10 protein-coding genes are annotated in these 15,698 nt (G+C 64.2%); 5 read left to right on the top strand and 5 right to left on the bottom strand.

Translation table 11 applies throughout. The features are described 5' to 3' along the window. The 3 genes from U1738_RS16300 to U1738_RS16290 are packed head-to-tail and all read left to right on the top strand — an operon-like array spanning position 1 to position 3,365. Complete coding sequence (locus tag U1738_RS16300; protein ID WP_332790103.1) at positions 1–411, top strand: nuclear transport factor 2 family protein; 411 nt, start codon at positions 1–3, stop codon at positions 409–411. Then, the gene (locus U1738_RS16295) at positions 411–809 is read left to right on the top strand and encodes a nuclear transport factor 2 family protein (RefSeq protein WP_332790102.1); all 399 of its coding nucleotides are present in this window, start codon (positions 411–413) and stop codon (positions 807–809) included. The genes U1738_RS16300 and U1738_RS16295 overlap by 1 nt, the downstream gene beginning before the upstream one ends. 39 nt (positions 810–848) lie before the next feature. Beyond that, positions 849–3,365, top strand: coding sequence for a TonB-dependent receptor (locus tag U1738_RS16290; protein ID WP_332790101.1), 2,517 nt, complete (start codon positions 849–851; stop codon positions 3,363–3,365). Positions 3,366–3,655: 290 nt separating this feature from the next. Here U1738_RS16290 and U1738_RS16285 read toward each other — a convergent pair whose 3' ends face one another. Genes U1738_RS16285 through U1738_RS16275 form a run of 3 tightly spaced genes read right to left on the bottom strand, consistent with a single transcriptional unit; the run spans position 3,656 to position 9,796 of the window. Beyond that, positions 3,656–5,017, bottom strand: a complete 1,362-nt coding sequence (locus tag U1738_RS16285; protein ID WP_332790100.1) for an HlyD family type I secretion periplasmic adaptor subunit — start codon at positions 5,015–5,017, stop codon at positions 3,656–3,658. Beyond that, positions 5,014–6,813 (bottom strand): type I secretion system permease/ATPase, encoded by a 1,800-nt coding sequence (locus U1738_RS16280; RefSeq protein WP_332790099.1) that lies wholly within the window; start codon positions 6,811–6,813, stop codon positions 5,014–5,016. Before U1738_RS16280 ends, U1738_RS16285 begins: the two co-directional genes overlap by 4 nt. 52 nt (positions 6,814–6,865) lie before the next feature. Further along, a complete protein-coding gene (locus U1738_RS16275; protein ID WP_332790098.1) occupies positions 6,866–9,796 on the bottom strand; it encodes a DUF8508 domain-containing protein in 2,931 nt (976 codons plus the stop codon). 337 nt (positions 9,797–10,133) lie between these two features. Here U1738_RS16275 and U1738_RS16270 point away from each other — a divergent pair, with 337 nt between their 5' ends. Beyond that, positions 10,134–10,802, top strand: a complete 669-nt coding sequence (locus U1738_RS16270) for a PEPxxWA-CTERM sorting domain-containing protein (RefSeq protein ID WP_332790097.1) — start codon at positions 10,134–10,136, stop codon at positions 10,800–10,802. Positions 10,803–10,934: 132 nt separating this feature from the next. Continuing rightward, positions 10,935–11,111, top strand: coding sequence for an ATP-binding protein (locus U1738_RS16265; RefSeq protein ID WP_443027038.1), 177 nt, complete (start codon positions 10,935–10,937; stop codon positions 11,109–11,111). Between the two features lie 27 nt (positions 11,112–11,138). On the opposite strand, the gene U1738_RS16260 is transcribed toward U1738_RS16265, so the two are convergent. Together U1738_RS16260 and U1738_RS16255 are read right to left on the bottom strand one after the other, a co-directional pair. Continuing rightward, a complete protein-coding gene (locus U1738_RS16260) occupies positions 11,139–14,285 on the bottom strand; it encodes a discoidin domain-containing protein (protein WP_332790096.1) in 3,147 nt (1,048 codons plus the stop codon). Then, a complete protein-coding gene (locus U1738_RS16255; protein WP_332790095.1) occupies positions 14,282–15,682 on the bottom strand; it encodes a glucoamylase family protein in 1,401 nt (466 codons plus the stop codon). Before U1738_RS16255 ends, U1738_RS16260 begins: the two co-directional genes overlap by 4 nt. Positions 15,683–15,698 lie beyond the last annotated feature (16 nt).

Here is a 15,698-nt window from a genome sequence, read left to right as displayed (position 1 = left end):
ATGAGCAGTACGATAGAACGCTATCCCTTTTTGATCGATATCGTGACGAAGCGATATTTCGATGCCGTCGACAACAAGCAACTCGATCGGGTGCTTGATTGCTTCCACCCCGATGCAGTGCTGACGGAGGTGACGTCGAACACCGTACATACCGGCCGCGACGACGGCATCGCCGCGATGTTCCGTCGGCTGTTCACCGATTTCGAACAATTGTGGCACGGCAATTTCGTCCATGTCGCGGATCCGACGACGAATGCGATCTGCTCGCAATTCACCGTGCTGATCACGCCCAATGGCGGCGATCTGCTGCGCTACGAAAACTGCAACCGCTTCTATCTGGATGGCGACAAGTTCTCGCGCGTGTTCGTCTACATGAGCGGCGACAATCTGCTGCGTGAGGGGATCGACTGATGCAATATATTCCGACCCTCAGCCGCGATGCGCTCGTCGATCTCGCGATCAAACGCTATTTCGCCAATGTCGATGCCAAGAACATGGCCGCCGTGCTCGATTGCTTCAACGACGAAGCTTCGCTGACGGTGCAGACGTCGTTCACCACGCATGCCGGGAAGCCCGCGATCGAACGCATGTTCGTGGATCTGTTCGGGGCGTGGGAAACGCTGGTCCACAAAGATTTCACGATCACCGTCGATGAGTTGAACGGCCGGATCGCGGCGTCGTTCGAAGCGGTGCTGACCGACGCCGACGGCCGCGTGACCAGCCTGTCCAACACCAATTTCTGGCGCATCCGCGACGGCCGTTTCCAGGACGTCCATGTCTACATGAGCGGAGCCAACGTGCTCGTCTGATCAAACAAAAAGGGGGACTATACGATGCTTGCCAAGGGAATGACTCTATTGCTCACCGGCGCATCGGCATGGGCGCTTTCGAGCGCCCCGGCTGTCGCGCAGACCGCCGATCCCGTGCAGACCACCGCGCCGGACGCGGCGCCCCCCGAAGCCGATGCTGCGCCGGGCGAGATCGTCGTTACCGCCCGCCGCGTCAACGAAACGCTGAGCCAGGTGCCGGCCTCGATCACCGCATTCGGCGCAGAGGCGATCGCGCAGTCGAACATTCAGCGCGCGCAGGATTTCGCCAAATTCACCCCCGGCGTGGCGATCGTCGCCAGCACGACCGAAGCCGGCGACAATCAGATCAACATCCGCGGCATCAACAGCGCGCGCGACGCCGAAAGCTCGGTCGCCTTGGTCGTGGACGGAATCCTGAAGACCAACACGGCGGTGCTCAACCAGCCGCAGGCGGCACTCCGCCAGATCGAAGTGCTGAAGGGGCCGCAAGGCGCGCTCTACGGCCGCAACGCCGCCGCCGGCGCGATCGTCATGCAGACGCTGAAGCCGGGCGACCATTTCGAAGGCGGGGCGACGGTCAGCTATGGCAACGTCAACACCGCAATGGCCAATGGCTATCTCGCCGGGCCGCTAGCGCCTGGCATCGGTTTCGTCCTGTCGGGCGATTATAATCATACCGACGGTTTCTACACCAACACCCTGCTCAAGGCGAAGGTGGTCGACAATCGGACGGAATGGAACGTCAACGGCCGCGTCGTGGCCGAATTCGGCGACGCGACCGAGATCGACGCCAAGGTCCGCTACGGCGAATTCCATGGTGCCTCGATCAACTTCAACGCCGCATTCCATCTGCCCGGCTTCGGCGGCGCGTTCAACGAGGACGTGAACAACCATCCGTTCAACTATTACAGCAACATCAAGCCGACCAACAACCAGACAACGCTGGAAGGATCGGTCAAACTCGATCACGATTTCGGCGGCGTGAAGCTGACGGCATGGGGCCTGTACAGCAACGTTAAGAACGATCTGACGGCCGATGGCACGTCGGCGGATTTCGCGCGCTATCTCTCGGCGGTCAACCCTGCCGCGCAGTCGGCGGTCAACGCATGCTTCGCCTCCACCGCGGCACTGACCGGTTTCAAGATGAACCCGCCCACCTTCATCGGTTCGACCCCGGTGCCGTTCATCTTCGCGCCGGCCACCGGATCGACGTTCGGCCCATATTCGCCGACCACCTGCGATGGCACGCAATATCAGGTGCGCAATCAGAAGGACTTCAGCGGCGAGGTCCGCCTTGCGTCGAGCGGGGACGGACCGATCAGCTGGCAACTCGGCGGATACCTGCTGCATATCGATCGCCTGACCGGCGTGAGCCTGGGCGCGGACACCGGCAACGGTGTGATCCCGCAATTGTACAACGCGCCGAATTCGACCAACCCGACGTCGCAGCTGTACATCGATAAATTCAAGACGAACGTCTATGCAGGCTTCGGATCGGTCGACTGGAAACCCAACGACAGTTTCGATCTGACCGTTGCCTTGCGCTACGACATCGAACGCCGTCACGTCGAAAATCAAGTGCCGCTGGCGATCGATCCATTCACCGGCGGGCCGATCAACCCGGGGCAGACGGGCGGGGCCATTCCGTCCAAGAGCAAGACGTTTAAGCAGCTCGAACCCAAGATCAGCGCACGGTACGAAATCGCGCCGCACACCAATGTATTTGCCAATTGGGGCGTCGGGTTCAAATCCGGCGGCTTCAACAATCAGGGGTCCGCGGCGATCGTGGCGCAGAATTTCAACGTCGCGCCGATCAATGCCGGCGTCATCATCAACGACGATTTCCGCAAGGAACGCTCCAGCGCTTATGAGGCGGGTATCAAGGGCCGGGCCGGGCCGATCAGCTATAGCCTGGCAGGCTATTACACTCAGGTCCGCGACATGCAGTTCTTCGAATTCTTCGTCGGGGGCTTCGGCCTGCTGCGTGTCGTCTCGAATATCGACCGGGTTGACCTGAAGGGCGGCGAGATCAACGTCGATGCCCGGATCGTGAAAGGCTGGACCCTCTCCGGCGCGTTCAATTACACCGATTCGGAGATCAAGCAGAACCGGTCGCGACCCGACACCGTCGGCAACAAATCACCATACACGCCGGATTACACGATCAACCTGAGCAGCTTGCAGGAAGTGCCGGTGAGCGACGGGTTGAAGCTGATGCTACGCGCCGATTATCGCATCACCGGCCCGACCTGGTTCCATACCGTGCAGAACCAGACCAAGGCGACCATCTTCAGCGCGTTGTTGCCGATCTCGGCATTGGCGCTGCCGGCGGCGGTGGGCAACGCGAACTACGGCATCGCCCGGCGCAATGCGTTCGGCGTACTCGATCTGCGCTTCGGCCTCGAAGGAGAGAAGTGGAAGGCGACATTGTTCGCGAACAACGCCTTCGACAAGAAATACGTCAACGAGGTGATCCCCGCGATCGAGTTCGGCGGCTCCTTCATCTCGCCGGGTGCGCGCCGGCTTTATGGTCTGGAACTGGGGTATAAATTCTAGGCGCCCGGTCGTCATCGTCGCCCGCGACACGCCATACGGCTGCCGGGCAAGGACTATTTTGCCAATATTGCTGACACCGTTCAGGACCCCAAGCGCCCCGGCTTAACGGCCGGGCGCTTTTCTAATATGCCGTCGATGATAGGGCTGAGCGGAAATGACGTGGTGAAGGTACGCCTCGACACCATGTCGGTTCTACAGGTCGGTAGCCGACAGATCGCGACCCCGTCGACACACGGCAATGCCGCAGGCACAACCGATGGCGCTCGTTTCCCGGTTAATCCTGTTACACCTCAATGCTCGCGAAACGATGCCCAGAACGAGCCGACCAGCGGTTCGAACGCATAGCTGAGCGCCGTCCGGGCGCGCAGCGGCACCAGCACCTGAACGGGCATGCCGGCGCGCAGTTCGAAGGATTGGCCGCGGGCATCCTTCAGCAAACGGATCTGATCGCGCGGGACCAGCACCTCAGCCGTGAAATAACTCGCCCCGGTCTTCTCGTCGGACACCGCATCCGCCGACAGCCGCGTCAGCCGGCCGGTCAGGTTCGGCAGGTCGCGTTCGTGCAGGCTCGGGAACTTCACCAGCGTGCGCTGGCCCACCACCAGATCGTCCGCATCGTCCAGCGCGACCCGCGCCTGAATGCGCAGCGGTGCGTTCTCAGGCACGATATCCATCAGCTTCTGCCCGGGCGCGATCACTCCGCCCGGGGTGAAGGCGGTCAGGGAAATCACCGCGCCGGTCGCCGTGGCGCGGATTTCGGTGCGGGCGAGCTGATCCTTCGCGGCGGCAAGCCGGGGGATCACGTCGCTCAACCGCGTATCGACTTCGCGCATATCCAGCGCCGTGCGTTCGCGGAACGTGCGTTCGGCCTCGATCCGGTTGATCTGGCTTTCCTGCGCCGCGCCGCGCGTCTGCGCGACGCTGGCGGAATATTGGCCGCGCTGGCCCATCAGTTCCGCGCGCAATCGTTCGAGTTCGCGCAACCGGGTTTGCGATACGAACCCGCGATCGGCCAGCGGCTGCAACGCCGCGAGCTGCTGGTCGATCAGGCGCAATTGTTCCTCGGCCGATACCACTTGGGTGCCATAGCCTCGCCCCTGCGACACGGATTGGAGCGATCGTTGGTCGAACGCGCCGCGCTGGGCGGACAGGGTCGCGCGCCGCGCGATCAGTTCGCCCTGTTGCAGGCGCAGCGCCAGAGCGGCGTCATCGCGATCCTCGGCCGGCAGTGTGGCGAATTCCGGCGGCGTCGCCAGCCGCGCAACGCCCGATTCCTCCGCCTGCAGGCGCGCGCGCTGGGACAGCAGCCGGATCGCCTGCGCCGAAAGCGCGCGCTCCTGCGCCCGCACATCGGCGGCGGCGAGCCGCATGAGCAATTGCCCGCGAACGACGCGCTGCCCTTCGCGCACGAAGATCGCCGCCACGACGCCGCCGTCGCGATGTTGCACCGACTGGCGCTGGCCCGAAACTTCGAGCGCGCCCGGCGCGAACGCCGCCGCGTCGAGCCTGGCAAAGGCCGCCCAACCGAGGAAGATAACGAAGAATAATACCGCCAGAATAGTGCCCGCGCGGATATCGCGGGACGGATCGCCCATGGTAACGACGGACGATGCCTCGCGCTCGTGCGACGACAAGGTCAATTCGCCGCTCACGATGCCGCTCCCTGGGCTGCCGGCGGCACGATCCGCCGGACATTGGGTGGCGCGATCTTGGCCAGCACTTCATCGCGCGCGCCGAACAATTCAACCCGGCCGGCGCGCAGCACCAGCATCTTGTCGACGACCGGCAGTACGCCAAGCTTGTGCGACACGACGAGGATCGTGTGCCCCTGGCTTTTGAGATCGACGATCGCGGCGTTCAGCGCGGCATCGCCCTCCGCATCGAGATGCGCATTGGGTTCGTCCAGCACATACAGCGCCGGGCGGCCATAGACGGCGCGCGCCAGGGCGACGCGTTGCGCCTGCCCGGCCGATAGTCCGCGCCCGTCGAGCTGAAGGCGATAGTCGAAACCGCCGGCGAGACGCAGGATCAGATCCTGCGCACTCACCGCCGCCGCCGCGGCGACCACCTCGGCATCGACCGCCGCCGGGTCGGCACCGGTCTCGGTCGCGAAACGACAGATGTTTTCCTTCACCGTGCCTTCGAACAGGGCGGCATCCTGCGGCAGATATCCGATATGGCGTGCCAGCCGTTCCGGATCCCAATCGCCCAGCTCCGCACCGTCGATCCGTACGCTGCCGCGATCGACCGTCAGCGCGCCGACGATCGCGCGCATCAGCGTCGATTTGCCCGATCCCGAAGGACCGACGATCGCCAGAACCTCGCCCGGCGCGACGTCGAACGACACTGCGTTCAGCACGGCATCGTCGCGCGCGGCGTTCAGGACGGTGATCGCCTCCACCCTGAGCGCGCCGATTGGGGCGGGCAGGCGGGTGACCGGTGCCTGCGGAATCTCGTCGGAGAGCAATTTGTCGATCGTATCATAGCCTGATCGGGCCTGAGCGATCGATTTCCAGTTGCCGATCAGCAGTTCGATCGGCGCCAGCGACCGTGCGATCAGGAACGACGACGCGAAGATCGCGCCGGCCGAGATCATATTGTCCACCGCCAACAGCGCGCCCAGCCCCAGGGCCATCGATTGCAGCGCCAGCCGCACGAACTTCGTGGCGGTGAGATAATTGCTCGCCCGGAAGCCCGCCTCGGTCTGCCGCGCGAGCATGGTCTGGCGCAGGCGAACCTGGCGCGACACCATCGCCCGGCGCATGCCCAGCGCGCGGATGCTGTCCGCGCTGGAAAGCGCGGCATCCTGCGCGGCATAGGTGCGCGTGGCGATCTCTTGCGCGCGCGTCATCGCGCCGCGCGTCGCGCGCTCGTTGCGCCATGCGATCACCGGCAGGATCACGCCGCCGACCAGAGCGAGCGCGCCGATCCAGGGATGCACGAGGAAACAGACCAGAATGTAGATCGGCGCCCATGGCGCATCGAACAGCGCCAATATACCGGGGCCGCTGATCGCATTGCGCATGATATCGAATTCGCGCAGCGCCTGCCGCGAGATCGCCGATCCGGGCCGCCCGAGCGTCGCATCCAGCAGGGCCGGTGCGACCGCCGCATCCAGCACCACGCCCGCCCGAACCAGCAACCGGCTACGTATCCGATCGAGCAAGGAAAGGCTGACCAGAGCGAACAACAGCACCAGCGTCAGGAACAGGAGCGTCTGCAAACCCTGTGTCGGCACGACCCGGTCGTAGACCTGCAGCATATACAGGGTCGGCGCGATATAGAGCAGGTTGACCAGCGCGCTGAACCCGGCGGCGGCGAGGATATGGCGGCGGCACTGGTCCAGCGCCGTCCGCATCGGCCCGCGCAGGCCGATCGGCAGCGCAGTCGACGGCGGCCCGCTCGCTGGTTGCGGGCCATAAAAGCCGTCGGACGAGGTCTCTGTCATTACTAGCCTTCTGGCGTTCCCGGGCATATCGGCATGCCCGGGAACGCGGCAATCATACCAAGTGGAAGTTATCGGCCATCACGGCCTGATGGTGATGGATCTGGTCGAACGCGGCCAGCGTGTCGGCCCCATCCAAATAGGTGCTTTCCACATAGACCGAGCGGGACACCAGGGCCATGGACCGCGCCCCGAGATCCGCTACCCAATCCGTTCCATCTGCGACGGCGGCGGTCGAGACCTTGCCGAGCGCATCGAAGTCGAAACCATCGACGAAATTATGCATGGTGGAATCGTACAGCACATCGGTCTGCGTTTCGGCCAGCGCGACATTGGTCGCGCGCCCGAAATCGAACAGCGCCAGTTGCGGGTCGTGATCCGTCGGACGATCGCCACCGAACTGCGAGTTGAGATGAACCGCGTCATATTGCGCGCCGCTCAGCAACCCGCCCGTCACCAGAATGTGATCCAACTGCTGCGCATTGCCCTCGAACAGATAGCTGTAGCGTTCGTTCTGGCTGAGCAGGGTGTTCAGGTCGGTGAACACGCCGCCCTTGGCCGGATCGGTCAGCTGGGTCTGCGCATCTTCCCACGCAAAGCCGTTCCAGTCGCCCAGCACGGCGAAGTGGAGGTTGGGATTGTCGGCCAGATGGCTTTGCACATAGGCCTTGACGCCCGCCGCCTGCGCGGTGCGCGCCGCGTCTCCGGCATCGGCCGGCGGCTGCGTCGCACCCCACAACGGATCGCTGCCGCCGCGTGAAGTGAAGTGGACGTTGATGGCGGTGATCTTCTCGCTGCCGAACATGAAATCGGCCACCAGCGGCTTGCGCGAATTGTTGTACGCTGTGCCGGTGATCAGTTCCGCGCTGCCCTGAACGTAGCTGACGCGGTCCATGTTGTAGAGGAAGCCGTTGCGGATATTGCCGTTCGGCTCTCCGCCCGTCGAATTGGCGACCGTCGGCGCAATTTCGATATAGGCGTAATGCGCGCCGCTGATCCGGCCGATCGCGTCGATCAGCCCCTGCGCGGTCTGCGCGCCCGACAGGTTCCCGCCATTGCCCGCGCCATCGGCGTCCTGGATTTCCTGCAACGCGATGATATCCGGCGTGCGCAGATTGGTGACGATGTTGGACGCGAGAATATCGTATTTGTTGTCGGACGCGTCGAGATTCTCGACGTTGTAGGTTGCCAGCGTCAGGTGCGTCGTATCGCCGATCAGCTGCGTCACCTCCTTGGTCAGCGTCACGTTCTTCGTCACGCTGACCGCTTCGGTCACCAGCACTTCGTACCTGGCGGCGGCGTAGTTCACGATGCCGGTAACGCTGCTCAGCTGGTCGCCGATCGAATAATTCGCCGTGAAGCCGCTGAAGATCGCGCGGTCGCCCTGGATCTGGATCTTCTCCGGGTTGAAATCGCCCTTCGAGATCGTGATGCCGCCGCGATCGTTCACCCCGGTTGCGCCCACGCCCAGCGAAGCGACGACATCGGTCTCCGCAAAGGCATCCGTCGTGGTGTTCGAAACGACCAACGGCTTGTCGATCGTGACGCGCATCCCCTCCAGCGATTCCCAGAAATCGATGCCGTCGGTTGTCGGATCGTAGCTGGTCAGGCGATCGTCATCGATCACCTGCGTGGGTGGCTGCAGGCCACCGGCCCCGATCAGCACTGCGTCAGGCAATTGGTTGTCCCAGCTTTCCAGCGTGATGCTGGGCGAGACGATCTCGGTCACGGTCAGCCCGCCGGTGCCGGCGCGGAATTCGGCGACCGTGCCCTGAACCGTTACCGCGTCACCGACGAAATATCCCGGCGCGGTGCTGGTGAAGATGAAGATGCCGTCCGAGGTGCGGCTGTTGCCGTCGCCCAGATCCTGAATGTAGAAACCGTTGCTGTCGACCGCGGTCACGATCCCCTGGGTCACAACCGTCTGGCCGACGAATGCCGATGTGTGGCCCTCGCCCTGGATCTGGCCGATCATCAGCGGAAGTACGTCGTCGTTCAGGATCGTGCCGGTCGCGGTCGCCCGGTCGATCGTCGCGCCGCCGGTCGGGGCGGACAATGTGACGCTGAACGTCTCGTTCGGTTCGGGCACGCGATCGCCGAGCACCGGCAGCGAGAGCTTGGCGGTCGCTTGGCCGCTGTCGAAATGCACCGTGCCGGTCAGCGTGAACGGCCCGAAATCGCTCGCGCTCGCGCCGCCGAAGCCGCCCGGCAACGTGACGGTGTAGGTGACGTCGACCGCACCGTCCGCGCCACCGATCCGCGATACGGTGAAATCGATATTGTGGCTGCCGTCATTGCCCTCGACGGTCGAGGCATCGGCGATGCTCAGCACGCCGGGGACATTGCCCGATCCGCCGGTCGTCGTCACGACGATGTCGTCGATGCCGACCCATTCGTCATTGCCGACCGCATTGGTCGTCATGATGCGCACCTGCAACGTCGCGGCGTTGTTGGCGTCGTCCGGCAGCGTCACCGACACGGCCGTCACGAGCGTCGCAAGGCTGGGGCCGGAGGTCGCATCGGCAACGTATCCGCCGGGCACGTTCACCCAAGGCGACGTGTCGTTCAGGCGGTATTGGACGGCGATCGGCTGCACGGCATTGTCCGTGCTGCCGTCGATATCGCGCAGGTTGAACGACAGCGTGATATTCTGACGGCCAGTGGCGTTCAGATACAGTGCCAGATACGGTGCCGCCGCCGTGCCCGAACCCTGAAGCGCGACGACCGGATTGGCGATGTCGAATTCCGTGACGCCACCCGTGGTATAGGTGTTCGGGTTGGTCTGGTTGGCGTTGACATCGACCACCGGGGTGCCGCTCGTCGTGATCGTGCGCGGGTCCGTTCCCGTGCCCGTGGTCAGGCCATCGCCGCGGTAGCCGACGATGGAGGGCACGCGCGACCAGTCGTCATTGGCGTCGATCAGGCTCTTGTCGGACCAATCCTGGCTGAAATTGCTGTTCGCCAGATTCCAGTAATTCGTGCTCACCCCGAATGTGCCCTTTCGTCCCCTCCTCGTGCCGCCAGAATCGGCCGCCAAGGCGATGGTTAATGTTTCCTGATTGCTACGTTAGAGTCGCGACATGACAAAATGGTGAAAAAAACATGAACGCGATTTTAATCGCAGCGCAAATCACTAAGCATCTAAATTAATTGCGTTTATGGTGAAACGGCATGGCTGCTTGCGGGTCTGGATACCGGGATTCATCGGCATAAAGTCCCGATATGACACAATTGCGCAACCTGCATTGTCGCGCGGCTGCAACATTCACATCATATCGGACGCTGCACGCCGAGGGCGGCCAGGGAATCAAAAAGGGGTATCGATGAACCGTTTTGCTATCGCAGCAGCGCTTGTCACGGCAGCGTTTTCGGTGAGCCACGCGCACGCTGCGGAGACCATTTCCGTCGTATCGGGCACGCGCGGAGTGACCATCGCGAGCAACGGCCCCGTCGCGCAGACGTTCGTGGCGACGGATGCGCTGCTGACCAATTTCGGCTTCCAGTTCGCCAGCAGCGTCAGCGGCACGACCACTGGCACGGTGACGTTCTCGCTGCTGTCCGGTGCGGGCACGACCGGCACAACCCTGGCGACGCAGACAGTGTCGGTGTCCGGGCTCACCTTTCGTACCGGGACCACCTTCTTCGATGTCTTCACCGGCAGCGTCGGCCTGGTTACGGGGCAGACCTACACGGCGCTGCTGACCGGCGCGTCCAGCAATCTGAGCCTGCTGTTCGGGCCGAATTCCGGCCAGACCGCGGATGCCTATCTTCCCGGCTTCCTGATCAAGAACAACACGCTCGATCAGGCCTGCACGAACAACGCATATTGCGACGCGAACTTCCGCTTCACCACCGCCGCTGCGGCGGGGGCCGTTCCGGAGCCGGCGAGCTGGGGCATGATGCTCCTCGGCTTCGGCATGCTCGGCGCAACATTACGATATCGCCGCCGCAAATACGACGTAGCTTTCGGCGCAATCACGCATAATATCTGAACGTATTTTGATCTGTGGGAGTCGGACAAGCTTAATGCCGTGAGCACCCACCGAACTGAGTTCTGTCATATTCGCCGCTGTTTGACAGGATATCGGGCGGTGGCCTCATGGTGATACGAACGCCTAGCGGAGATGATGCTGCCCAACGCGTTCGGCGATCACAAGATAACCACCGCGCTACTCGATCGCATATCTCTCCACTGCCATATCGTCGAGACGGGCAACGCAGCGGGCGCTTCAAGAGCCGCAGTTGATTCCGGCACGATGCGCAAAAAGAGCCGTTTGAGATATTCCATCACCGTCGGCTAAACGACGTCGAGGGCTGCTCTTCGACGCCTATCGGACATCCCGGTTCAACGCCTTCTTATTGCTGGCGCCTTCCCCAACACCGACGCATTTGGCGTGGCAGAGCCCTCCGACAAAATGCCATATTATTCGCATCGGCTTGCCCGTTGCCGCCAGATGCAGACCATCCTTCATGATTGTCCCCCGCGTGCCCTCGATATGCGGAACGCCTTGGCGTCGCTCCAACGGCCAGGGCAGCAAAAATCCGCCCGGCGGCATCGCCGAGCCCGAGATATCGACGGTTACTGCATCGCCCACGATCCTCGCGCGCAGCGAAAGGCCGCCGAACGCAGTGCGCAAATTGGCGATCGATGCGCCCTCGCCCTGCAACCAGCTTTCGTCCAGCCCGGCAGCCAGCACGATCGCCTGATCCTCGCTGCGCTCATACGCGAACATATCCAGCGCCGCGCGGATGAAATCGGAGGCTACCCAGGCGTGCGGCATGTCGCCGATGAAGCGTATCTCGCGCGGCTTGCGGCCGACCACTTCGGCCCAGCCATTCCACGCCGCCGGACGTCGATCCGCCATATAGATGTCGAGCAAACGATTGGCGCGCTCACGCCAGCCGAGGCGCAGGAAGGCCGACACGTTACGCAGTTCGTACGGCGTGTAATCCGCCCAGTCGGCCCCGGCCGCGCCACGCGCGCTAACCCGCGCCCATTGCTTTTCGAACGTCGCCTCGAGTAAGCGGCGATCGAGTGCCGCCTGCTCGCCGGCGGGATCGAGCGCGATTGTCGTCGAAGTGGCATCGAAATCGCCGAGACTGGTCGCGCCGGGAATATAGTCGATCCCCCAATGCGCCACCGAAGCCGCGATGGCGGCATGCAGATCGCGGGCGAATTCATCGCGCGCAGCGGCAATCTCGCCAACTTCCGGCCGCCCGAGAATGCGCGCGGCGTCTGCGGCATCCTTATAGCCGGTGAGTGCCCAGAAATCGTCCCACAGACTATATTGCGCCTGCGCCGAATAGCCTTCGTGGCTGATCGACGGCGGCATCAAGCCGTACAGCATCCGCCGATCCGGCGTGAGGTTGGCGGCAGTGCGTTCGGACTGGCGCAGCGTTTCCATATAAGTCCGCGCGGCATCGAGCCGTGGCCAATCAGCGGCGAGCGCCGCGCGATCCCCGGTGAAGCGATAGAGTTGCGTAACGAGGTGGATATATTCCCCCGGCGCATCGTTCTCGGGCACCGGATCGGCACCGCGTGCATCGACGCAGCACGGCACCTTGCCGTTGGCGAACAGTTTGCCGCCGTACCAGTCGGCAAAGGCACGCGCCGGTGCGACCGCCCCAAGCCGGAGGAGCGAATCCGACATCATCGCGCCGTCGCGGATCCAGCTGCGATCATAGGATCGCGTGCCGGGCTTCAGCGCGACGCCGTCGCGGCTCATCAGGATGTGCGCCAGCGCCGTCCTGACGGTGTCGACCACCGCCTGCTTGGTCGAGGGGGCAGTGATCGACACGGCCCCAAGGGCGTCATGCCAGAATTGCACTGTCGCGGCATGAGCCTGATCGAACTGAGCGGAATCGGGCACGGCCGCTGGCGAGCCAAACGGGATCGCCATCCGCACATCCACGCTGCGGCCGGCCGGGATCGTGAGATCGTAGCTCAGCGCGGCGGAACCCAGCCCGGTCGCATCGTCGAGCCTGGGGCCGCCCGCCAGTTCGGTCGGATGGCCAAGCGCACCATGGTCGAAAGCGGCGGTCGCGACCCGGGTCGGCGGGGCGAGCGGCTGGAGCATACGCGTTGTTGGCGCGTCGCCCTCGATCGCCGGGGGCGACGTGACGGTGAGCATCCGCCGGTCCCAGACGATCTGAGAAATGGCACTGACCCCGCCGGCCGCACCGAGGAATTGCGCGGGCGGATTGACCTGAAACGGCCGGACCGCGAGCACAAGCCTGAAGCGCCGCTCAACGCTGGCGGTATTGGTCAGCCGCCATGTCGCCATCAGGCGCGGCGCGGTGACATCAGCGAACAACGAGGTATCGAGCGTCCAGTCCCGCGCGGTCCAGCCGACATGCGGGATAGGGAGATATCCGTGCTCCAGCGTCTGGCTCGCCGTCACGTCGGCCCAGCCGGTACGTTGCCCGTCCGCTACGACGAAAGGCTCGATCGAAAAACCGCCCTTGGCAACCTCGATCGCGCCATCCTCGCCGATCAGCCCGGAATGATGGCCGCCATCGGTGCCGACGAGCGTCCAATACGGCTGCTCGCCCGAGAAGCCGCGCGGGAAGGTGCCGCGCGGTGCCGCCTTGGCCAGCGCTGCGACGAAAGCGTTTGGCGTCGCAGCCCATTCCAACGGCTTGACGTCGATTTCGGCGAGCCGGGCGGCAGGTGCCCCACGCGGCAAAGCGATGCGGATATAGCGCGTCTCGGTGCCGGGCAACGCGATCGGGTCGTCCCCGCCATCACTGTCGGTCACTGTGCGCAGCGACCGCCACGTCTTGCCGTCATCGGATCCCTCGATCGCATAACGCGACGCCGGCGACGACCAGTTCAGCACGAGACCGCCAAGCGCTTTGCGACCGCCGAAGTCCAGCGTCAGCGCCTTGCCGCCGCTGGCGTTCCACGCCGTCGCCCTGTTGCCGTCGATCGCCGCTGCATCGCTCGCGCGGATCGGCGGCAGCGGCTTCGGCGGATCCAGCGGGGCGAGCGCGAGATCGGCAATCTCCAGCGTACCCTTGCCGCCATCGCGGCCGCGCGCCACGACGATCTCGACCGTCTGCGTTTGTTTCAGGCTTTTGTCGGTCGTCGGGCCCCAGGCGAATTCCACGTCACGCGCGCGGATATGGATCGTCTGCCATGCGGTGGACGCGCGGAAATTGGCGCGGCGATACCACCAGACGTTCGTGCCGCTTGCATCGACGAACTTGATCTGCAGATCGTTGACGCCACCGGTGCCCCGTACTTTCAGCGTGATATCGAAATCGGGCGGGAACACGATCGGCAGCGTGCGCCGGGCGACCGCATAGCCGGAGACCGCGCCGAAATCGTAACTCAGCCGCAAGGCGCCGTCATCTGGCACCCGATCGATCCGCGCGGCGACACCGTCGGAGCCGGTCCCGCTCCACGGCTTCACGGTCTCGAAACCGTCGAGCGGCATTGCCTGCAGCGCAAGCGCCATCGCCGCCAGGATCATGCGAGCCAGCCGCCGCGGAACCCGGCCAGCGCCAATCCCCGCCGCAGATGCGCGTTGCGGCGCATCGTCCGCCAGATCAGTCCCGTCCGCCGGTTCTCGATCATTGTCACGATCGGCCCCTGATCGATCCCGAGATAATCGCCATCGACCCAGCCGATGCCCGGCGCGATCCGTCCATGCTGTAACGGCCCGGCGGCGGCGGTCAGCGTCGGGTTGAACGAATCCATTAAGCCGTAACGCTGATAGATCGCGGCACCGTAGCGCCGATGCATCGCGCGCACCGCCGGTTCCACGATCTCGGGCGCAAAAGCGATCGATCCCAGTGCCGCCGTGGGTGCGATCGTCCCGTCGTCGCGATCGCCGGGGCCGCGCGCCGAATAGGAGAAGAATTCACGCCGTCGCCCAGAAAGCTCGATCGCGAAATCGCCGGGGCCATCGCACGCCGTCAGGCCCCAGCAATCGGCACCATAGCCCGCGAAGCCGCCGGGATTGGCGATGGCATATGCGCGCTGCGCATAGGTCGCGCGGCGGCTGTTCTCGAAATAATCGATGCCCTTGGCGGTCATCAGCGGATCGCGGATGCCCCGGAAATCGACCCAGACATGGCTGTATTGGTGGCCGAACAGCGGCGGGAAGGCGAGGTGCGGATCGCCCCAGCGATCGCTCCACGCCTGCCCCGCCCGCGCGCTCCAGTGCGCCCAGGCATCGGCGGCGATCGGATGCGTCGGCGACGCCAGAGCCAGCAGATAGAGCAGCATGCCCTCGTTATATTGGTCCCAATCATGCGCGATGAACCCGCTTTCGGGATGCCAGCCCATCGCGACGAACGGCGAGCGCGGCGTGATCCACGCCCAGTCGACGGCACGATACAGCCGATCGGCCAGCGCACGGATGCGCACCTCATCGGGATGATCGCCGTCATACCAGCTCTGCGCGCACAGCGCGCCGGCGAGCAGCAGGGTCGTATCGATCGTCGACAGCTCGCACCGCGCAAACCGCGTCCCCGTCTTCATGTCGAGGAAGTGGTAGAAAAAGCCCTTGTGCCCGGCGGTTCCGCTTGCCGCCGGGCCTTGCGGGGCATCGGCGAAGAATTGCAGTGTATCCACCGTACGCTGGCGAGCTTGCGCGCGGCTGATCCAGCCGTTGGCGACACCGACCGGATAAGCGGTCAGCGCAAATCCGACCGCGGCAATGCTGCAGAAGGACGGTGTCGGCCAGCGATCCGGGGCCAGCCCGGTGCGCGGATCGGTCGTGTCCCAGAAGTAGCGGAAACTGCGCTGCTGGATATCGCGGAACAGATCGCCGGCGGCGGCGCGGCCCGCGCCGAGTGCGGCACTTCCGGCCGTTGCGGCCAGTGCCAAACTGCCCGTGCCGATGAGCTGGCGGCGGTCGATCATGCTGCATCCTGATAGC

The organism is Parasphingomonas caseinilytica (assembly GCF_036663755.1).
Lineage (GTDB): Bacteria > Pseudomonadota > Alphaproteobacteria > Sphingomonadales > Sphingomonadaceae > Sphingomonas.
The sequence above is the reverse complement of the archived record's forward strand: the minus strand, read 5'-3'. Positions and strand labels throughout refer to the sequence as shown.